This is a genomic window from Hydrogenophaga sp. GW101-3F08, assembly GCF_059424585.1.
In genome coordinates, this window is the sequence record NZ_JBWKZP010000015.1 from 45,500 (window position 1) to 63,672 (window position 18,173).

23 protein-coding genes are annotated in these 18,173 nt (G+C 64.4%); 21 read left to right on the plus strand and 2 right to left on the minus strand.

Going from position 1 to position 18,173, the window contains the following annotated elements; translation table 11 throughout:
• Nucleotides 1–21 precede the first annotated feature (21 nt).
• The 6 genes from AC07YZ_RS24610 (at nt 22) to AC07YZ_RS24635 (ending at nt 3,718) form a co-directional block, all read left to right on the plus strand.
• Nucleotides 22–864, plus strand: a complete 843-nt coding sequence (locus AC07YZ_RS24610; protein ID WP_494796685.1) for an NAD(+)--dinitrogen-reductase ADP-D-ribosyltransferase — start codon at nt 22–24, stop codon at nt 862–864.
• A complete protein-coding gene (gene draG, locus AC07YZ_RS24615) occupies nt 857–1,786 on the plus strand; it encodes an ADP-ribosyl-[dinitrogen reductase] hydrolase (protein WP_494796686.1) in 930 nt (309 codons plus the stop codon). The genes AC07YZ_RS24610 and draG overlap by 8 nt, the downstream gene beginning before the upstream one ends.
• 85 nt (nt 1,787–1,871) lie before the next feature.
• The gene (locus AC07YZ_RS24620) at nt 1,872–2,333 is read left to right on the plus strand and encodes an ArsC/Spx/MgsR family protein (RefSeq protein ID WP_494796687.1); all 462 of its coding nucleotides are present in this window, start codon (nt 1,872–1,874) and stop codon (nt 2,331–2,333) included.
• Nucleotides 2,320–2,568 carry an FmdB family zinc ribbon protein gene (locus AC07YZ_RS24625; RefSeq protein WP_494796688.1) on the plus strand — a complete coding sequence of 83 codons (249 nt, stop codon included), beginning with the start codon at nt 2,320–2,322 and terminating at the stop codon, nt 2,566–2,568. The genes AC07YZ_RS24620 and AC07YZ_RS24625 overlap by 14 nt, the downstream gene beginning before the upstream one ends.
• A 9-nt stretch (nt 2,569–2,577) precedes the next feature.
• A complete protein-coding gene (locus AC07YZ_RS24630) occupies nt 2,578–3,330 on the plus strand; it encodes a YkgJ family cysteine cluster protein (protein WP_494796689.1) in 753 nt (250 codons plus the stop codon).
• Nucleotides 3,331–3,460: 130 nt separating this feature from the next.
• Nucleotides 3,461–3,718 (plus strand): hypothetical protein, encoded by a 258-nt coding sequence (locus AC07YZ_RS24635; RefSeq protein WP_494796690.1) that lies wholly within the window; start codon nt 3,461–3,463, stop codon nt 3,716–3,718.
• Nucleotides 3,719–3,724: 6 nt separating this feature from the next.
• On the opposite strand, the gene AC07YZ_RS24640 is transcribed toward AC07YZ_RS24635, so the two are convergent.
• Nucleotides 3,725–4,189 carry a DUF1203 domain-containing protein gene (locus AC07YZ_RS24640; protein ID WP_494796691.1) on the minus strand — a complete coding sequence of 155 codons (465 nt, stop codon included), beginning with the start codon at nt 4,187–4,189 and terminating at the stop codon, nt 3,725–3,727.
• Nucleotides 4,186–5,916, minus strand: a complete 1,731-nt coding sequence (locus tag AC07YZ_RS24645) for a helix-turn-helix domain-containing protein (protein WP_494796692.1) — start codon at nt 5,914–5,916, stop codon at nt 4,186–4,188. The genes AC07YZ_RS24640 and AC07YZ_RS24645 overlap by 4 nt, the downstream gene beginning before the upstream one ends.
• Before the next feature lie 539 nt (nt 5,917–6,455).
• On the opposite strand from AC07YZ_RS24645, the gene AC07YZ_RS24650 reads away from it, so the two are divergent.
• The 15 genes from AC07YZ_RS24650 (at nt 6,456) to AC07YZ_RS24720 (ending at nt 18,151) form a co-directional block, all read left to right on the plus strand.
• Complete coding sequence (locus AC07YZ_RS24650) at nt 6,456–6,752, plus strand: RebB family R body protein (RefSeq protein ID WP_226492240.1); 297 nt, start codon at nt 6,456–6,458, stop codon at nt 6,750–6,752.
• A 112-nt stretch (nt 6,753–6,864) separates the two neighbouring features.
• Nucleotides 6,865–7,134 (plus strand): RebB family R body protein, encoded by a 270-nt coding sequence (locus AC07YZ_RS24655; protein ID WP_077327699.1) that lies wholly within the window; start codon nt 6,865–6,867, stop codon nt 7,132–7,134.
• Nucleotides 7,135–7,204: 70 nt separating this feature from the next.
• The gene (locus AC07YZ_RS24660; protein ID WP_226492239.1) at nt 7,205–7,474 is read left to right on the plus strand and encodes a RebB family R body protein; all 270 of its coding nucleotides are present in this window, start codon (nt 7,205–7,207) and stop codon (nt 7,472–7,474) included.
• 63 nt (nt 7,475–7,537) lie between these two features.
• Nucleotides 7,538–7,810: a RebB family R body protein gene (locus tag AC07YZ_RS24665; protein WP_305360670.1), complete on the plus strand. Its 273-nt coding sequence runs from the start codon at nt 7,538–7,540 to the stop codon at nt 7,808–7,810.
• A gap of 57 nt (nt 7,811–7,867) precedes the next feature.
• Nucleotides 7,868–8,065, plus strand: coding sequence for a RebB family R body protein (locus AC07YZ_RS24670; RefSeq protein WP_226492237.1), 198 nt, complete (start codon nt 7,868–7,870; stop codon nt 8,063–8,065).
• Entirely contained in the window at nt 8,062–8,604 is a 543-nt protein-coding gene (locus AC07YZ_RS24675; protein ID WP_494796693.1) for a RebB family R body protein, read from the plus strand. Before AC07YZ_RS24670 ends, AC07YZ_RS24675 begins: the two co-directional genes overlap by 4 nt.
• 40 nt (nt 8,605–8,644) lie before the next feature.
• A complete protein-coding gene (locus tag AC07YZ_RS24680; RefSeq protein WP_226492235.1) occupies nt 8,645–8,986 on the plus strand; it encodes a hypothetical protein in 342 nt (113 codons plus the stop codon).
• A 49-nt stretch (nt 8,987–9,035) separates the two neighbouring features.
• Nucleotides 9,036–10,136 carry a hypothetical protein gene (locus tag AC07YZ_RS24685; protein ID WP_494796694.1) on the plus strand — a complete coding sequence of 367 codons (1,101 nt, stop codon included), beginning with the start codon at nt 9,036–9,038 and terminating at the stop codon, nt 10,134–10,136.
• Between the two features lie 5 nt (nt 10,137–10,141).
• Nucleotides 10,142–10,726, plus strand: coding sequence for a hypothetical protein (locus AC07YZ_RS24690; protein WP_494796695.1), 585 nt, complete (start codon nt 10,142–10,144; stop codon nt 10,724–10,726).
• A gap of 22 nt (nt 10,727–10,748) precedes the next feature.
• Nucleotides 10,749–12,599: a hypothetical protein gene (locus tag AC07YZ_RS24695; protein ID WP_226492232.1), complete on the plus strand. Its 1,851-nt coding sequence runs from the start codon at nt 10,749–10,751 to the stop codon at nt 12,597–12,599.
• 5 nt (nt 12,600–12,604) lie between these two features.
• Nucleotides 12,605–13,393 carry a glycoside hydrolase family 25 protein gene (locus AC07YZ_RS24700; RefSeq protein WP_494796696.1) on the plus strand — a complete coding sequence of 263 codons (789 nt, stop codon included), beginning with the start codon at nt 12,605–12,607 and terminating at the stop codon, nt 13,391–13,393.
• 51 nt (nt 13,394–13,444) lie between these two features.
• A complete protein-coding gene (locus AC07YZ_RS24705) occupies nt 13,445–14,629 on the plus strand; it encodes a PI-PLC domain-containing protein (RefSeq protein ID WP_494796697.1) in 1,185 nt (394 codons plus the stop codon).
• 606 nt (nt 14,630–15,235) lie between these two features.
• Nucleotides 15,236–16,258, plus strand: coding sequence for an NAD-dependent epimerase/dehydratase family protein (locus AC07YZ_RS24710; RefSeq protein ID WP_494796698.1), 1,023 nt, complete (start codon nt 15,236–15,238; stop codon nt 16,256–16,258).
• On the plus strand, nt 16,258–16,788 hold the full coding sequence (rfbC, locus tag AC07YZ_RS24715) for a dTDP-4-dehydrorhamnose 3,5-epimerase (protein ID WP_494796699.1): 531 nt from the start codon (nt 16,258–16,260) through the stop codon (nt 16,786–16,788). The genes AC07YZ_RS24710 and rfbC overlap by 1 nt, the downstream gene beginning before the upstream one ends.
• A gap of 88 nt (nt 16,789–16,876) precedes the next feature.
• Entirely contained in the window at nt 16,877–18,151 is a 1,275-nt protein-coding gene (locus AC07YZ_RS24720; protein ID WP_494796700.1) for an NAD(P)H-dependent oxidoreductase, read from the plus strand.
• The last annotated feature ends 22 nt before the right edge of the window (nt 18,152–18,173 follow it).

Here is an 18,173-nt window from a genome sequence, read left to right on the forward strand (position 1 = left end):
TCTGCCCCCACCCACCAGGCCATGGACGATGGACCGGATCAGCCCCACCGCTGGTACAGCACCAACCTCGTCGGCGTGCCGGCGCCGGTGCTCGCCAGCACCGGCTTCAACGCCCACCCCACGCGCCTGTCGATCGCCGGCGTGCGGCAGACCCAGGCCGGGCTGTTCGCGCTGCTGGAGCGCAGCCGCGACCTGAACGAGGCGGGCGACATGTTTGTGCACTACCTGGCGACCGCCTTCGGCCTGCGCAAACCCGATCCCCAGGCGCTCGCGGCCATGGGCCCCGCCGAGCAGCGGCGCTGGCGCAGCAGCTGGCGCACCCTGCTGCAAGGCTGGGGCATGGATGCCAACGGCCCGGCCGGTGCGGTGCTCAAGGGCTGGGTGGAAAGCCGCTTCGGCCTCGTGCCGAGTTACCACAAGGCACCGCTGGAGCGCTTTCCCTCGCCGGCCTGGGTGGGCTACCTCGAAGAGAAAGCGGCCAGCCGCCACCACAGCAACAACATCCTGCAGCAGCTCGACCTGCTCTACGAGTTCTGCCAATGGGCCCTGCAGCGCTTCCCGCTGCCCGGCGGTGCCGCGCCCAGCGAACACCTGCACCTCTGGCGCGGCAGCAACCGCTGCGAAGAACAGCTGATCAACGGGAGCCTCCAGTCGCGCCGCTGCACCGTGCGTCTGAACAACATCGTCTCGTTCAGCCTCTCGCCCGAAGACGCCGCCTGCTTCGGCGACTGGGTGTTCGAGGCGCTGGTACCGGCCTGCAAGGTGCTGGTGTTCCCCGGCCTGTTGCCCGGCCATGTGCTGCGCGGCGAACAGGAGGTGCTCGCGCTCGGCGGCGACTACGAGGTGGTGGCCCGCTATGCGTGAGCTGTTCGACAAGGTGCTCGGCGCCTACCTTGGGCTGGCCATCGGCGACGCGCTGGGCGCCACGGTGGAATTCATGCGCCCGCGCGAGATCGAGGCCCGCTACGGCGTGCACACCGAGATCGTGGGCGGCGGCTGGCTCAAGCTGGCGCGCGGCCAGGTCACCGACGACACCACCCTGAGCCTGGCCCTGGGCTCGGCCCTGCTGCAAGGCGGCGCCACCGCGCTGCAAGGCTTCGCCGCCACCCACCCCGACACCACGCTCGTGCGCGGCATCGGCCAGGCCTTCGTGCAATGGCTGCATGCCCGGCCGGTGGACTGCGGAAACACCTGCCGGCGCGGCATCCAGCGTTTCCTGCTCGACGGCTCGCTGGCCGGCCCGTACAACCCGGGCGACGCCGGCAACGGCGCGCTGATGCGCAACCTGCCCGTGGTGCTGGCCACCCTGCACGACGAAGCCGCCTTCGAGCGCCTGTCGCTGGCCCAGGCCCACCTGACCCACCACCACCCGCTGTCCGACGCCGCCACCCTCGGCCTGGGCCGCCTGCTGCGCCTGCTGCTGCGCGGCGCGGGCCAGGCCGAGTGCCAGCGCTGGGCCGAGACCTGGACCACCGAACACCCCGCTTTCGGCTTCACCCCCTACCGCGGCCGTGCCACCGCCTACGTGGTCGACACGGTGCAGACCGTGCTGCATTTCCTGACACGGCACGACGATTTCGAGGCCGCGCTGGTGGCCACCGTGAACCAGGGCGACGACGCCGACACCACCGGCGCCCTGGTCGGCATGCTCGCCGGCGCGCGCTGCGGCGCCACACGGTTGCCGCAGCGCTGGCTGCACCGGCTGCAGCCCACCACCGTGCAGGCCATCACCGACCAGACCAGCGGCCTGCTGGCGCTGGCCTCATGCCTGGAGGCCCACCCATGAATGGCCAACGCCCGTTTCGCCGACTCACCCTCACCGAGCTGCCCGCCGAACCCCTCAACGAGCCCCACCCCCGAGGAACCCCCTCATGACCCACATCGTCTTCTTTGAAAAACCCGGCTGCGGCGGCAACGCCCGCCAGCGCGCCGCGCTCGAAGCCGCTGGCCATACGCTGGAGCGGCGCAACCTGCTCACCGCGCACTGGAGCGCCGAGCGCCTGCGACCCTTCCTGGCGGGCCACCCGGTGGCCCGCTGGTTCAACACCGCAGCGCCGCGCATCAAGAGCGGCGAAGTCAAGCCCGAAGCGCTGGGCGCCGATGCCGCGCTGGCGCTGCTGCTGGCCGAGCCCCTGCTGATCCGCCGCCCGCTCATGCAGCGCAGCGACGACGGCAGCCACCACCTCGGCTTTGACACCGCCGAAGTCCACGCCTGGGTGGGCCTGAAAGCCACCCACGCCGCCAGCCCGGCCACGCTGGAAGGCTGCGCATCCACCCGCCAGCGCTGCCCCACCCCACCCGCCCACCCAGGAGCCCCCCATGCCCATGTTTGACTACCACTGCAAGGCCTGCCAGGCCAGGTTCGAGCTGCTCGTGCGCTCCAGCACCGTGCCCACCTGCCCGCACTGCGCCAGCACCGATCTGGAAAAGTGCGTCTCGCGCATCGCCCCGGCCGGCAAGATCGAAGCCATCCGCCTGTCCAACCGCCGCCTCGCCGCCGCGCAGGGCCACTTCAACCACTACAGCGCGTCCGAACAGGCGCGGCTGCTCAAAGGCAAGAGCGTGTAGGCCAGGCCCATGCCAGAGCAGACCACCCCCGACGACCACGGCGCCGAAGCCTTCTTCCGCGACCTGCGCGGTGCCTTTGAACACACCCTGGGCGGGCCCGGCGCGGCCGACGCCGACCGCTTCCAGGCTGTGATGCTCCAGGCCTGGGACAGCTTCGACGGCAACGTGGCGATCCAGTCCGAAGGCCGGCCCCCCATCGCCTGCCGCAAGGGCTGCCCGAGCTGCTGCACCCTGCGCGTGACCGCGCTCGCGCCCGAGGTGTTCATGGTGGCCGCCTACCTGCGCGCCACCGCGCCCGCGCTGCGCGGCCACGGCATCGACCTGATCGGCCGCCTGCGCGACACCGACGCCGCCACCCGCGGGCTGGGCGAAGAACAGCGCGTGGCCCTGCGGCGGCGCTGCGCCTTCATCGAACAGGGCGTGTGCCTGATCCACCGCGTGCGCCCGCTCGCCTGCCGCGGCCACGCTTCGCACGACCGCCGCGCCTGCGCCGACGCCGCAGCCGGCCGCGTGGACGAGGTGCCCTTCTCCGGGCCGCACCGCGTGGTGCGCGTGCTCGTGCAGTCCGCGCTGCAGTCCGCGCTGCGCCAACAGGGCCTGGCCTGGGGTGCCTATGAGCTCAACCACGCCCTGGTGCTGGCGCTGGACGACCCAAGCACCCCGGCCAGCTGGCACCGCGGCAGCGACCCGCTGGCCCCGGCAGCGGTGGACCTGGAACACCGGGACGCCATGGCCGCTGGATTTGATGCAGTGGCGCGCTGAGATGGGCGGGCCCGCCTTGGCATAAACGCTCCCGGTGGGCGGGCTATAGTGCCCATCGCGGATGCTTTCGCACATCGGGTTCGGAAGGCAGGGCGCAGGTATTCGGGCTTCCCACATAAAGGACGGTGATATGCCGGAACTCTTGGTTTTTGCGATCGTTGGTGCGGTGGTTTTCTATCAACTCTACGTATCCGCCATCCTTTTCCGGGCGGATGAGTACGACACCCCACAACGGTGGCTGCAGGTTTTGATGGTCTGGCTGTTGCCGCTGATCGGAGCACTGGGATGCCACCTTTTCCTGCTCAGCCAACGCGCACCCAGTCCTCCCCCGGACAACCGATTTGTTCCTCAGGAACCAACCGGTGGACTTCATGGCGACATGGATTGATGCGGTCTACCCCCGGTCTACGCGGCATTGGAAGCAGTTGAACTTGGACCGGATGTGGACGTAAGCCACTTCGGGGTCCGTCAGAATTTCTCTGCATTTGCTGGTGAGTTCTTCGCCTTTGACGACCTGGCCCGTTTCGTACCGGATCCAGTTGTCATGCCCGTAGCCGCGAACAATGGCCGGTTGCAGGTGGTTGAACCACGTGGGCAAGGCGTCGGCCACGTAACGCTTGCAGGCACGCTTGTGCAGGAAGATCGGGCCCACCTCCGCATACGGTTGCGGGTCGTCAAACGGCCGGTAGGCCAACACGAGTTTTTCTTCTCCCGGGGCAATGAGTCCCAGGCAGTGCCGGCACGGGTTCGCCGCACCTTCCGCCGCCCGAACGACGGCCGCTTGCCCGTTGGCGTCCGGGTCGCCGCTGCGTATCGCGTCGACGTACTCACTGGGAATTCCCTTGATCAGCATCTTCATCCATCTCCTCCGGTTGATGCGAGGCAGTCGCGCTGGAAGACGGCATTAAGCGCCAGTTGGGCGACGAGGTCTCGCTGTTTCCGGACCTGCAATTCCGGTATGTCGCTGGTGTCACGGGAGGCTGGCCGGCTTCCCTGCGAGGCCCAGGCGCGGCGCAGGTCGCCGGGCGTTTGACCGGTGATCAGGCGAAAGCATTTCTGGAAATGGCTGAAGTCGCTGAACCCCACGCTGAGCGCCACATCGGTGATGCGGCGTTGCGGTGATGCCAGCAACAGGCGCTTGGCGTGTGCGATGCGCACATGCTGCAAAAACAGCTTGAACGGCAGGCCCAGGCTGTCGCGAAACAGAAAGCGCAGATGCGAGACGCTCACATGGGCCTGGTCGGCCAGCTGTTCGGCCGAGATCGATTCATGGAATTGCCGGCACAAGTACTGCAGGGCGCGGGCCAGCCCCACATGCAGGTGCGCGAACGCTTGTGTGTCGTGCTCCAGCACGCAGCGCACCCAGTATTCGACGGGCCGTGCCAACACGGAGGGGTGGTTGTCCGGTGGCGGAGCGGTGTCGTGGTTTTCATAGCGGGGTGCTGGCGGCTCCGCAACGGTGTACGCCGTGCCGGCGTCCCCCAACAAGCGGGGGGAAAGCAGGCTGATGTCGCTGGCGCCGATGGGCGTGTTGGCGGTCAGCACCGCCATGCGGGCCACGGTCCACTCCAGTTGCGTGGCATTGCCGGGCCATGTGTAGTTGGTGCACCAGTGTTGAAGGGCGTCGGTCATGCGGTTCTCGGCGCTGTGGCCGTGGTAGTCCAGCACGGCACGCGCCAACACCGGAATGTCTTCCGGGTGTTGTGAGAGTGGCGGCAGGGGGATCACCTTCCAGTTGCACCGGCTCCAGGCACCGTAAGGAACGGGGCTGCTGTTGGGATCTGGCAGGTGCTGCGCCTTCAGCGCAATCACCAGCCGGCAGGCCCGGTTGCAGTCCATCTGCGTGGCGTGGCCGATGGCCTGCTCCAGTTGCAGCCACAGGTGTTCCTGGTCGGCGCGGGTGCCACTGTCCGGGTTGCACAGGAACAGGGTGCCACCGCGCGCGCGATCCACCCAGCGCCAGGGCGGCTCCAAGGTGGTCGCGCAATCCACCTTGACGAAAGCCAGCCCGGCCCCGCCGCCGCCGTGGTGGATGGCCACCGCTGTTTGCAAGGCTTCGTTGCCGCTCGTGCCCAGCAGCGCGACCGGGCGGGTGTCGACACAGCTCTCTTCAATGTGGCGATCCAGGGCCAACATGGCCGGGCTGGAGCCGATCAGGCACGGCGCCCCCAGCTGCGCCTGCACCACCCAGCGCTGGCTGGCCAGGCGCTGGACGGTGCCGGCGCACTGAAAGGCCAGCTCCGTCAGCGCCGACTCGTACCCTGGCCCCATGGCCAGGTGGGGCAACAACCGCAGCCGCAGTGCGCCGAGTGGTCGGCGGGAAAACTCCAGCGCCAGCTCCACGCTGCGGGGACCGTGCATTGGCGTGGCACGGTCGCTCGGGGCATGGGCATGCTCAGGGCCCGGCGGACGCACATGGGCCATGCGGCTGCGGTCGCGCTTGAACTCAGCGCTGCCGCCCGCGGCGCCGTCGACCAGCAGGGGTTGCTGCCCAAAAAGCTCCAGGCTGGCCACTTCCCACCAATGGCGGCAGGCGCTGCGTTCCAGCAGGCACCGAATTTCGGCGACCTCATTCAGGTAGGACACGACCGAGCGATGCGGCGCCCGGCTGGGCTCGCTGTCCGCGGCTTCCGTACGGATCAAGGGGGGGCCTGCGAGGCAGGGTTTTACTGCGTCACGGCAGCGCCGTGGAATAGCTTCGAAATGGCGCCCTCGGCTGGCGCAGGGTGCCCCGGTGCACAGCGGGGCGAACGGCGTATCGCGCTTGGATCACAGTACTTCTCCCTTTTTTGGCCGTCATTTTTTTATCGGCCCATGCCAGTGGCCATGCGGCCACCGATCGACACGGATTCTTAAGACTCGCGGACCCGAAGGCAACCTCCAAATCCCAGGGGTTGCATTCCATGCGGGCGATTCTCCAATGGGATGCGGCTTGAGCAAACGGGGAAAAAGCGCGCACGGCCAACACCATCGTCTGGCCCAGTTTTTCCGTCGTCTGCCCCACTTCGGGCAGGGGTGCGTGTCACTACTATTTGCCTGCGGCTCAAGGCAAACCAGATTGTTGAACCGCAGTTTTCCAACCGCCAACCTGACCAGCATCTGGTCCAACCTACGAGGAACGTACCATGGCCTTTCCGACCGCCGTAAACGATCAAATCACCGATTCCGTCACCCAGGCCAACACCAAGGTGTTGGGCGACGCGCCCGCCATTGCGATGGGCAACCTGTACCAGGCCACGGCGCAGGCCCTGGCCAATGCGGCACACAACGCCACCAATGCGCAGCAGCAAAGCTACGTGACCTCGCAGTCCGCCACGACCATGGGCGTGGCCACCCTGTACTCGCTGGACACCGCCAGCACCGGCATCGCCACCAAAACGATTCTGACCCCCAGCTCCGGCGTCAGAGGCCTGGGCACCTGATCGCCTTTCCCGCCTTTCCCGCTTTTCTCACCGTTCTCTTTCCGTCAGTTTCCAGCATCTTGACGGCGCTGTGTTTCAAACCTTTCTCATCTAATTTCCAACGGAGGATTTCATGGCTTTTCCAACCGCAGTCAACGACCAGATCACCGATTCCGTCACGCAGGCCAACACCAAGGTGCTGGGTGACGCCCCGGCCATTGCCATGGGCAACCTGTTCCAGGCGACCGCCCAGGCCCTGGCCAATGCCGCGCACAACGCCACCAACGCGCAGCAGCAAAGCTACGTGACGGCGCAGGCCGCCACCACCATGGGTGTGGCCACCCTGTACTCGGTGGACACCGCCAGCACCGGCGTGGCCACCAAGACCATTCTGAGCAGCTGATCGTTGCCGACCGTCTTTGGCGCCTTGATTCACCGAGCCACCGCGCCACAAGCCAACAGGAGTAAAGAACATGGCCTTTCCTACCGCTGTCAACAGCCAGATCACCGATTCGGTGACGCAAAGCAACCTTCAGGTCCTGGGCACCGCGCCTGCCGTCGCGATGGGCAACCTGTACCAGGCCACGGCGCAAGCCTTGGCCAACGCGGCGCACAACGCCACCAATGCGCAGCAGCAGATGTACGTGACGGCGCAGGCCGCCACCACCATGGGCGTGTCCTTGCTGTACTCGTTGGACACGGCCGCCGATGGCATGGCGACCAAGGCCATCCTCAGCGCCTGAACACGCGCTGTGCGTTTTTTTGATTCGTCTTCGTACCTTGTCAACTTTTAAGGAGTAGTTCACATGGCTTTCCCTACCGCAGTCAACAGTCAGATCACCGACTCTGTTTCCCAGGCCAACACCAAGGTGCTGGGCGATGCCCCGGCCGTGGCCATGGGCAACCTGTTCGTGGCCACCGGCCAGGCCTTGTCCAACGCCGCACACAACGCCACCAACAACCAGCAGCAGTCCTACGTCACCATGCAGGCCTCCACCACCCAGAGCGTGGCCACCATGCTGTCGGTGGACACGGCCAGCACCGGCGTGGCTACGGGCAAGGTGCTGGGCCTGCACTGAACGCCATGGGGCCACAACGCCCAGGCGCGGTGATGGGCGACACCGGGTTCCTGCAGCGTGGCGCGTAGTGCCCCCCTGAGTCTGGCGCAGGCGCCCGCCATGGCGATGGGCATGACCTATCTGGCCATGGCGGACAGCATCAGCCTGGCCATGCAGAACGCGGTGTCCAACCAGCAACGCGGGCAGGTGACGGCGGCAGCCGCCGTCACCCAGACCCTCGTCTTGATCATCAAACTAGGAGCAAATCCCAAATGAACGACGCCGGTACCGTAAACGATCAGGTGGTGGACAGCGTGAACAGCGTCACCACGCTGATCTCTGGACAGTCACCCGCGCATGCTTTTGCCATGCTGGACACGGTGATGGTCGAGACGCTGGGCATGGCCATGTACAACGCGGTCAACCGCCAGCAGAACGCCGGCATGGTGAGCTCGGCTTCCGTGACCGCCGCCTGCGCCCGCATGCTCAACGCCTACCCGCCCTACACGCCACCGCCGGTGCCACCCGCGCCGACGCCACCGGTGATCAACCCCCTGCCGGGCCCCACGCCAGCCCCATCCAACGAGGTGGTGGTGCAGACCGCCTTCAGCCAGGGCACCGCGGCCATCACCACGCTGCAGGGCGTGGCCGAAGCCACCAGCACCGTCGCGCAAGAGGCCCAGGCCGACCTGAAAAGCCTGGCACAGCAGGCCAGCGCAACACCGGCACCCGCGCCAGCGCCAACACCGGCACCCTCGCCCGCACCGGCCCCTGCGCCCACGCCAGCACCACAACCGGCACCGCCCGCCCCGTAAACACGCCCACGCCGACCATCTCAGAGCTTAAGGATTCGCCATGGACAACACCAACGCCCAGGTCATCGACACCGTCAATCAGATTCAAATGGCCACCATGGCCCCGCAGGTGGTCATGACCAGCGGGGCCGGCAAGGCCTACCAGTCGGTGGCGCAGTCAACCGCCATCGCGGTGCAGGATTCAGCCGATGCGTTGCGCAACCTCTCCACCATCGCCACCACGGCCATCGGTGTGGCGATGGCCCAGCTCCTGGCGACCAAGGACACGAAATACGTCGAGGTGATCACGGCGGCGCAGCAGGTGATGACGCAGGCCAACGTCGAGTTCGGCCAGGTCGGTGCCACGGCCGCCTCGGTCATCAAGGGTTACCCGGCGGGCTGACCCGCGCTTGTAGCGAAGCGCACCACAGATAGGTGAAAGAACCCACGCCATGACTGTCATCGTTGCCGGCAAGCTGATCCAAAAGAGCGAAAGCCTGTCTGAGCTCGCGCGCCAGACCTTGACCTACATCGACGGCGGCCCCCAGTGGCTGGCCTGGGCCTTGCCCAACCCCATGGTGTGCTACGAGGTGGCGGACGAGACCACGCTACTGGCCGAGGTGCAGCAGGGGCTGCACGCCTCGCCCATGGCCTTGCTGCCGGGGCTGGGCCTGTGGGTCAGCCCGGTCAAACTCATGTCGCTGGGCAGCGCCAACCTGCGCACGCTCGGCCAGGCCGAAACCGGCGACACCAGCGCCGCCGTGGTGCAGCAGACGCAACGCATCATGGCCGACTACAACCTGGTTGACGCCCAGCAACTGCGCAGCGCCAGCGAGTTCCTGCAGGACCTGGGTGTCGCAGCGGCGCCCGTGTTTCAGGCGCTGGATTTCAACGACCGCGTGGCCTTGCACGCGCTGGCCGCGGTGGCGCTGGGGCAGGACGGCGACAACCCGGCCGCGCTGCGCCAGGAGGCGGCGGCCTTCGCGGTGCAACAGGCCCGCACCGTGCCCGAGTTCTGCGACTACTACCAGGTCTACCTGGCGCATTCCAAAAAGATGAATGCGCTGGGCGGCACCGCGGCGACGCGCGGCCAACTCTGCAGCCAGGCCGTGCAGACCCTGCTGCCGCTGGCCTTCGGCGCGATGGACTGCCCGCAACTGCCCGATCGCCTGCCCTCGCCCGACGAAGTCGAACAGTGCCTGCGCAACTGGCTGGCCCGGGGGCACAAGCTGGGCTTTTCGCGCCTGTCGCAGGCCGTGCTGCAGATGGTCACGCAGACCATCTTCAGCACCGAAACCGGCGCGGAGGCGCGCCGCCTGTTTGACCTGTACCTCAGCACCGCGCAGGCGTTCTTGAGCGGCAACCGTTTGAAGGAAAGCCGCCTGGGACAGGACGGCGCCAGCCTGACCTTCACGCTGCAGAACGCCACGCAACAGGCGGTGCTGCACGTCAGCGCGGATCGGCTGTTGTCGTTGCGCAAGTTTGGCTCCTGGGTGGCGCCCGATGCGGCCTCCGGCCTGCCCAGTTCCCCACCCACCTCGACACCGGAGTAACCCCCATGGCCAAACCCACCAAGCCCATCCCCTCCCCCGCCAAGGCCAGCCCAGCGCCGGCCCCGGCGCCCAAACCCACTCCGGCTGCAGCGGCCCCGAACAAAGCCGCCGCAACCGCACCAGCTGCATCAGTTGCACCAGCCGCCAAAGCAGCCACCGCGGCACCGCTGCCCGCGTCGCCAGCGTCACCCGCGGCCACGGCCCCGACCGTTGCACAGGCTCCGGCCCCGGCGCAGCCCCCGGCAGCCAACGACAAGCCCGACGCGGCCGCCACCGACCCGGCGAGCGCCGCGTTGAAGGCCGCGCAAGCCCAGGTCGACGCCGCCGTGGCCAGCGCCGCCGCAGCCGCCCAGGCGGCCGTGGCCGCCACCGCCAACGTCGCCGGCTCGCAGGCCGCTGCGCAGGCGGTCGCCCAGGCCGAGAGCGCGCTGCAAGCCAACGTATCGGCCGTGCAACAGGCCATGCAGCAGGCCATACAGGCGCAAACCCAGGCGGTCGCCCAGGCCCAGGCGCAGGTGCAAGCGGCCATGGCCGCGGCCAGCGCCTCGCTGGCCAGCAACGCGCCAGCGCCGCCCGCGGCGGGCAGTTGATCGGCCAGACCAGGGACGCACGATGCAAGAATCCACACTGGCTCGATCCATCCGCCGTGATTTGAGCCGCCAACTCACGGGCGCCATCAACGATGCCACCACCTACCCCGCGGTACGCATCACCGTGCTGCAGTCCTTGTCGACGCTCTGGGCGCGGCTGCTCTCGTTGAAGGACGCGCTCTACCAAGACCTCGGCCTGAACCCGGAACAGCCCCTGTTCTACTTCTACATGAAGGGCGGCAACGCCTTTGACTGCGTCATCAACCCGGCCGGTCCGGCGGTGACGCAGCAAGGGGGCGGAAAGTCCGACTGGGACACCCAGATCGTGGTCGATCCCTGGGCACCGATCCCGATACAGAACCACATCTACGCGGTGATCGAGGACCTGATCCTCGATGAGCTGCGCAACTGCGCCGTCGAAATCGCCCGCTGGAACCCGCAGATCACGTCGCCGGATCAGCTCCGGAGCCAGCAGTCGGCGCTTCTGTACCTGTACGAGGTCACTCGCGACGATCCGCAGACCATTCGCCAGGTGTTCGACCACAACCGAACGGGTCTGTGGCTGAACACGCAACGCAAACTCGTCGACAGATCCATGCCCAACGCGGAGTTTCCAGGCATGGTCTTCAACGACGGCATCGAACCGTTCCAGCTCTTCCGGCTCGGCTACACCTGGCATGCGGAGCCGAAAGAATGGCCCGCGCCCTTGCTCCCGGGTCAGGCCACAGGGCCGCAAATCGAGCGCCCGCTGCTGATGGAACTGATCGACGTGACGCTGCCGCGCCTGAACACGGTGGAGGCGGTGGAAGTGTGGGAGGACTTGCAGTCGGGCCACATGCAGATCGACCCCATCGGCGTCTCCCTCCAGTACCAGGGGACGACGATCACGCAGACCCTGCCGCTGCCCTCGCTGGTCTACCACTTCGACGAGCAGGTGCTCATGTTGTCCGAGGTGGCGGCGGGCGTGTCCAAGAGCGTGGACAAGGTGGCCAGACGCTTTGCCCGCCTGACGGCGATCTACAACGCCGGCTCGCCGCTGCAGCAGGCGGACTACCAGGCGCGGATGGCGGCCAGCGCCGGCATCCCGGTGGCGCAACTGCCCACGCGCCCGCCCGTCGTGGGGGCCATCAATACGCTGCTCACCAACAACGGTGCGGGTGCCGACCTGGCCGCCGCCCCGGGCACGCCGCAATACATGGCGGTCAACATGATGTACCTGATCGCCAGCCGGCAGCTGCCATACGACGGCGAGCAATCGCAAGCAGGTCGGCAGACGATGGCGCTGATGATCGGCGGACTGCTGCCGCCCCTGACCATCAGCGATGTCGGGGCCAGCGACGACCTGGCGCTCTATTCCACCATCGTGCGCAATGGCTACATCTCGACCGACCCGTTTCCCGGTTCCGGCATCGACATGGCGGCGTGGTTACGCGTCCGTGACGCCAGCAAGCTGGAAGACACCGCGCACCTGCTGCGCGACAACCTGCCCCGCTGGCTCTTCAACCGGGCGACGCAGGCGAACGTTCCCCCGCTGACGCCGCTCAACCAGTGGATCACACAGACGTTTTTCGGCAAGGCGATCCGGGTGGAGCTGCGCGAGCACACCACGCTGCGACAGCCCGGCACGAGCCGTGAACAAACCCTGGTGATTTTTTGCGACGACCGGGCTGTCGCCTGCATCACGCTGACCACCGCCATCGCCTCGCAGGCGCCGTTCGTGCCCGATCCGCTGATGCCCTCGGCCAATCTGGCGTCTGTGGTGGACATGACCGAACAACACAAAGTCGCCGCGGCAGCCATCAAGGACTTCTGCATCCGCAATGCGCTGTCCAAGCAGTTCAACATGCTGAACCGGCTCTTTCCCAGGGCCTGATCCCGATGAACCCGCACACCCCAGGCCCACAGCGCCACACCACACGGCACAGGCTGAGCACCCTCTTGCTGCTGGCGGCCATCAGCGCCTGCGAGCCGCGCACACCCCCAGCGGCCGAGCCGGTCAGCGCCCCCGCAGCCCCCGCACCGCTGCCTGCGGCGGCTGCGCCAGCGCCCGTCAGCACGACCGAAGTCGTCGAAGGGGTGGACCTGTCCAACTGGCAAGGCGGTGAGGTGAACTTTGCGCAGATGAAGCAGGCCGGCCAGCGCTTCGTGTTCGTCAAGGCGAGCGAAGGCGCCACCATCGTCGACCCCGACCACGCCCGCAACGTGCAGCAGGCCCGCGCCGCGGGCCTGGCGGTGGGCAGCTACCACTTCTACGACAGTGCCGACACGCCGCAGGCCCAGTTCCGCAACTTCTCGGCCCAACTGAGCCTGAAGCCGGGGGATCTGCCCCCGGTGGTGGACATCGAGCGGCTGAGCCGGGGTGACACCCAAGCCTTGGCGCCGGCGTTGCAGCAGTTTCTGGGCCTGCTGGAACAGCAGCACGGCGTCAAACCCATCCTCTATTCGGGCGAGTACTTTGCCAACGAGTACCTGTCCGCCTTTGACGCCTACCCACTCTGGCTGGCCGAGTACAGCGGCGAAGCCAGCCCGCAGCTGCCCAAGGGCTGGACGCGCTGGACCTTCTGGCAGCACAGCCAGAGCGGCAAAGTGGCCGGTGTGCCTGGCCCGGTGGACCTGAACCGCTTCAATGGAAACCCAAGCCAACTCCAGGCGCTCACGGTCCGATAGCCTGGAAAACCTGGCCCCAAGCGAATAGCTGAACCCACGAAGGACTGAACCATGCCCTGGATGACCGACCTCTTCTACGATCCCGCGCTGGCCGGGGCTCCACGGGGCGCCTTCCAGGATCGGCCGCTGCACCAGATCACACTGCCCGGAACCCACGATTCGGGCTGTTACCGGGACCAGCGGATTTCCAACGTCTACTCCGCCACGCAGACCCAGGACATCTTTCAACAGCTCGCCGGCGGCGTGCGCTATTTCGACCTCCGGCCCTGCGCCAGAGGCACCGAGTTCTGGACCTACCACGGCCAGTTCTATTGGGGCGGGGAGTTGACCGGCGCCGACGGGATCCTGCAGCAGATCAAAGACTACTTTGACAGCCTGGCCCCGACCGACCGCGAACTGGTGATCTTGAACGTGTCGCACTTCTACAAGTTCACCAACCTGCTGCATGGCAACCTCGTCGCGGCCATTCAGGCCACCTTGGGACCGTATCTGGTCGAGTACACCCAGAACAACATCGACCTGTGCAACTGCCCCTATTGGCAACTCCTGTCCACGCCGACCATTGCCAACGGGCCCCCTCCAGGCGCCATTGGCGGTGCCGTTCTGAAGTCGCGTGTGCTGATCCTGTACGACGGCGCGCTCGACACCCCGCAGGAGGCCTATGTGACGAACCTGCCCTTTACCGCACCGCCCAATGGCATCCCCGGCTTCTTCGTCGTGGCGCCCAAGTACGCGGCACCCGCCAACCCGATTGAACTGTTTGACCAGTATTCCAACCTGGGCCGGGTCGACGATGGCTATGTGCTCTCTGGCATACGCACAGACCAGCTCAACAAACTGCGCAACCGGCAGAATTTCGCCTACACCACCCAGCCCTTCAACCCGGGCAACTGGACGGCCAATGCGGTGGGCGGCGTGGCCGGCACATTGCACCTGTTGTCGTGGACGCTGACGCCGCAGTTCTCACTGACCCTCACCGGCACCTGGGACCCACTGGAGGCCGCGCAACAAATCGCCAACCCCTTGCTGCTGAACCTGTTCTGCGGCGCCAATCGCGGCTGGGCCGGTGTTTGCTACAACGCGGCCATGGACCCCCAGATCAACATCATCTATGTGGACGACTACGACTCCACCAAACACCAGAACGCCGGATCGCCATGGGATGGCATGGCCATTCCGGTGGCGATTGCCGCGCGCATGAATGTGGGGCCGGTGGGGGAAAGAAACACCTGGTGAGGCCGCCGGGCGGCGACCCGCTTCTGGTCGCCCGAGCCCCGGACACGCTTAACCCGCGATGGCCGCCATGGGCGGCAGCTTCAAAGCCCTGAGCGAGCTGCGCGGCGGCAACGTGGCGGAGCTTCTGTTGCTGCGTGATGCCTTTGGCTTGGTGGCCGCCGTGGCGCTGCGCCTTCACTCAGCCCAGAAACCCCGATCACACCAAGCCTTGTCCTTTTCAGCCATACATGCACGCGACTTAAGCGCGGCTTAAGGTCGGTGGATTGCGCCACACACCAGTGCTGAAAACCACGTTTCGTGCAATCCGGCATTGAGCCAGGTCAAGTTCCAAGCAATCCGGCATTGAGCCATTCAGACCTGCAGATGTATCCTGCCGTTCGTGTCAAGGGGAACACTTCGCCGTGCTACGCACGTCCTCAACAGAATACCCTCCAATTTCGACAAAGCGTGCTCGCCGCTTGGACACGGTCTTTTGCGCACACACGACACAAAAAGTGGCGACCATCACAATCAATTCAATGCATTTCCCGCTCAGGACACCTGCGCATGCATGAAAACAAACGTACCTGTGGAAAAACCTAAACATTTGAAAAAGGCGGAATAGTCGTGAAAATTCTAGTGACCGGGACAGATGGTTATATTGGAAGCTTGCTGGGCTCAGTCCTGTTGGAGCGTGGTCATGACGTGGTGGGCATCGACACCGGTTTCTACCGAGATGGCTGGCTGTACAACGCAGTCAAACAATCACCACGGTGGATAAGCAAAGACATTCGCGATATTACCGAAAAGGACCTTGAGGGTTTTGAGGCGGTGGTGCACCTGGCCGAGTTGTCCAATGACCCTTTGGGGAAGCTCAACAATGACATCACCTATGAAATCAATCATGTGGGCTCGGTTGAGCTGGCCAAGAAATGCAAGAACGTCGGCGTAAGCCGTTTTGTCTACACCTCTTCTTGCAGCGTGTATGGCATTGGTGGTGACGATTTCAAAACCGAAGAATCGGCTACCGACCCACAAACCGCATACGCCAAATGCAAGGTAAGAGTCGAGCGCGATGTATCACCATTGGCCTCGGAACATTTCAGCCCTACGTTTCTGCGCAATGCCACAGCCTATGGGCCTTCGCCCCGCATGCGCTTTGACATTGTGCTGAACAACCTGTCCGGATTGGCATGGACAACCCAGGAAATCAAGATGACCAGTGATGGTCAGCCGTGGCGACCGCTGGTACACGTTCTGGACATTTGCGATGCCATCGCCTGTGTGCTGGATGCGCCGCGCGAGAAAGTTCACAAACAGATATTCAATGTGGGCGCCACATCGGACAACTACCGGGTCAAAGAGATCGCCGAGATCGTTGCCGAGACCTTCACCGGATGTGCGCTCAGTTTTGGCAATCACGATGCCGACAATCGAAGCTACCGGGTCTCATTTGACAAGATCAGCACCCAGCTGGGCTTCAAGTGCAAGCGCAACGCCAAGATTGGTGCAGAACAACTCCACGAGGTGTTCAAGAGAATCGACATGCCACCCGAAATCTTCAACTTCCGGGCCTTTACCCGCCTCAAGCAGATTGAATATCTTATCCGCACCCAGCAGATTGACAACAAGTTCTTCTGGAGCGTTTGATGATATTCACCGAAACCAAATTGTCCGGGGCATACATCATCGACCTGGAAAAGCGCGGAGATTCCCGCGGCTTCTTTGCCAGATCTTTTTGCCAGGACGAATTCGAGCGGCATGGTCTGGTGAATAAAGTGGTGCAAACCAATGTTTCTCTGAGCAAACACCAGGGCACATTGCGCGGCATGCACTATCAGGAGTCGCCCTATGCCGAAACCAAGTTGGTACGATGCACCCAGGGCGCCATTTACGATGTCATTGTGGATATTCGCCCTGAGTCTCCAACCTTCAAACAGTGGATTGGGGTTGAATTGTCAAGCAGCAATCACCGCATGCTGTTTGTGCCGCAGCACTTCGCGCATGGATTCATGACCCTGGTGGATGACAGCGAAGTCACCTACCAGGTTTCCCAGGTTTACCACCCTGGTTCGGAGCGTGGCATCAGATACAACGACCCAGCTTTGGGAATCGTTTGGCCGCAAGAGGTCAAGGTGATTTCTGACAAAGATGCCAGCTGGCCCGACATGAAACAGTGAGCCGGGCACTCGCAATACCTGCCCCATCAGACCTTGGTGCCGCACCCCAAATTAACAAGTCAAGATCATGATAATTATTGATACTGCGTTGAAGAAACGCCAGTCCGACAACAACCCTATTCGGGTGGCCATGGTGGGCGCAGGATTTATGGGGCGCGGGGTTGCTCTGCAAATTATCAATTCCACTCCGGGCATGAAACTGGTGGCAGTTTCCAACCGGAGCATTGATCAAGCCCGGCGCGCGTACAACGAAGCCAATGTCCAGGACGTGGTGGTTGTGGAAACCGTCGCGCAGCTGGAAGATGCCATTGCGCAAGACCGCTATGCGATCACCGATGATGCATTTCTGCTCTGCCAGGCGGATGGAATAGATGCCATCATCGAGGTGACTGGCGCCGTGGAGTTCAGCGCCCAAGTGGTATTCATGGCCATTCAACATGGCAAACATGTGATCATGATGAATGCCGAGCTTGACGGCACAGTCGGCCCAATACTCAAGGTGTATGCCGATAAAGCTGGTGTGGTACTCACCAACGTCGATGGCGACCAGCCTGGCGTCATCATGAATCTGTACAGATTCGTCAAGGGAATAGGCGTAAAGCCGGTCTTGTGCGGAAACATCAAAGGCTTGCACGATCCCTATCGCAACCCGACCACACAAGAAGGATTTGCCAAGAAATGGGGGCAAAACCCCGCGATGGTGACCTCATTTGCCGATGGCACCAAAATTTCGTATGAGCAAGCCATCGTGGCAAACGCTACCGGCATGCGGGTGGCCAAACGCGGAATGTTCGGACCAACGGTTGAAACCGGCACCCCTATTACCGAGGCCGTGAATTGGTATCCGCATGAAGAACTTCTGCAAGGCCCAGGGATAGTTGACTACGTGGTTGGAGCCGCTCCAAATCCAGGTGTCTTTGTTCTGGGCACACACGATCATCCCCAGCAAAAGCACTACCTCAATCTGTACAAACTGGGCGAAGGTCCGTTGTATTGCTTTTACACGCCTTATCACTTGTGCCACTTTGAGGTACCCAATACGGTTGCGCGCGCGGTATTGTTCTCCGACGCTGCCATCGCACCCATTGCGGGACCGTGCGTTGACGTGGTCGCCACCGCAAAAATTGACCTGAAAGCAGGGCAACTTATTGATGGCATCGGTGGCTACATGACCTATGGATTGGCTGAAAACTCGCAGGTTGTCAACCAGGGCCATCTGCTTCCGATGGGTTTGGCCGAGGGATGTCGCCTGAGGCGTGACGTTCCTAAAGACCAGGTGCTGTGCATGGACGATGTCGTTATGCCGGAAGGCCGATTGAGTGACAGACTCCGTGTAGAGCAAAACGCATATTTCAGTAATTGAAACCGTTTTTGGTCTGAATGAC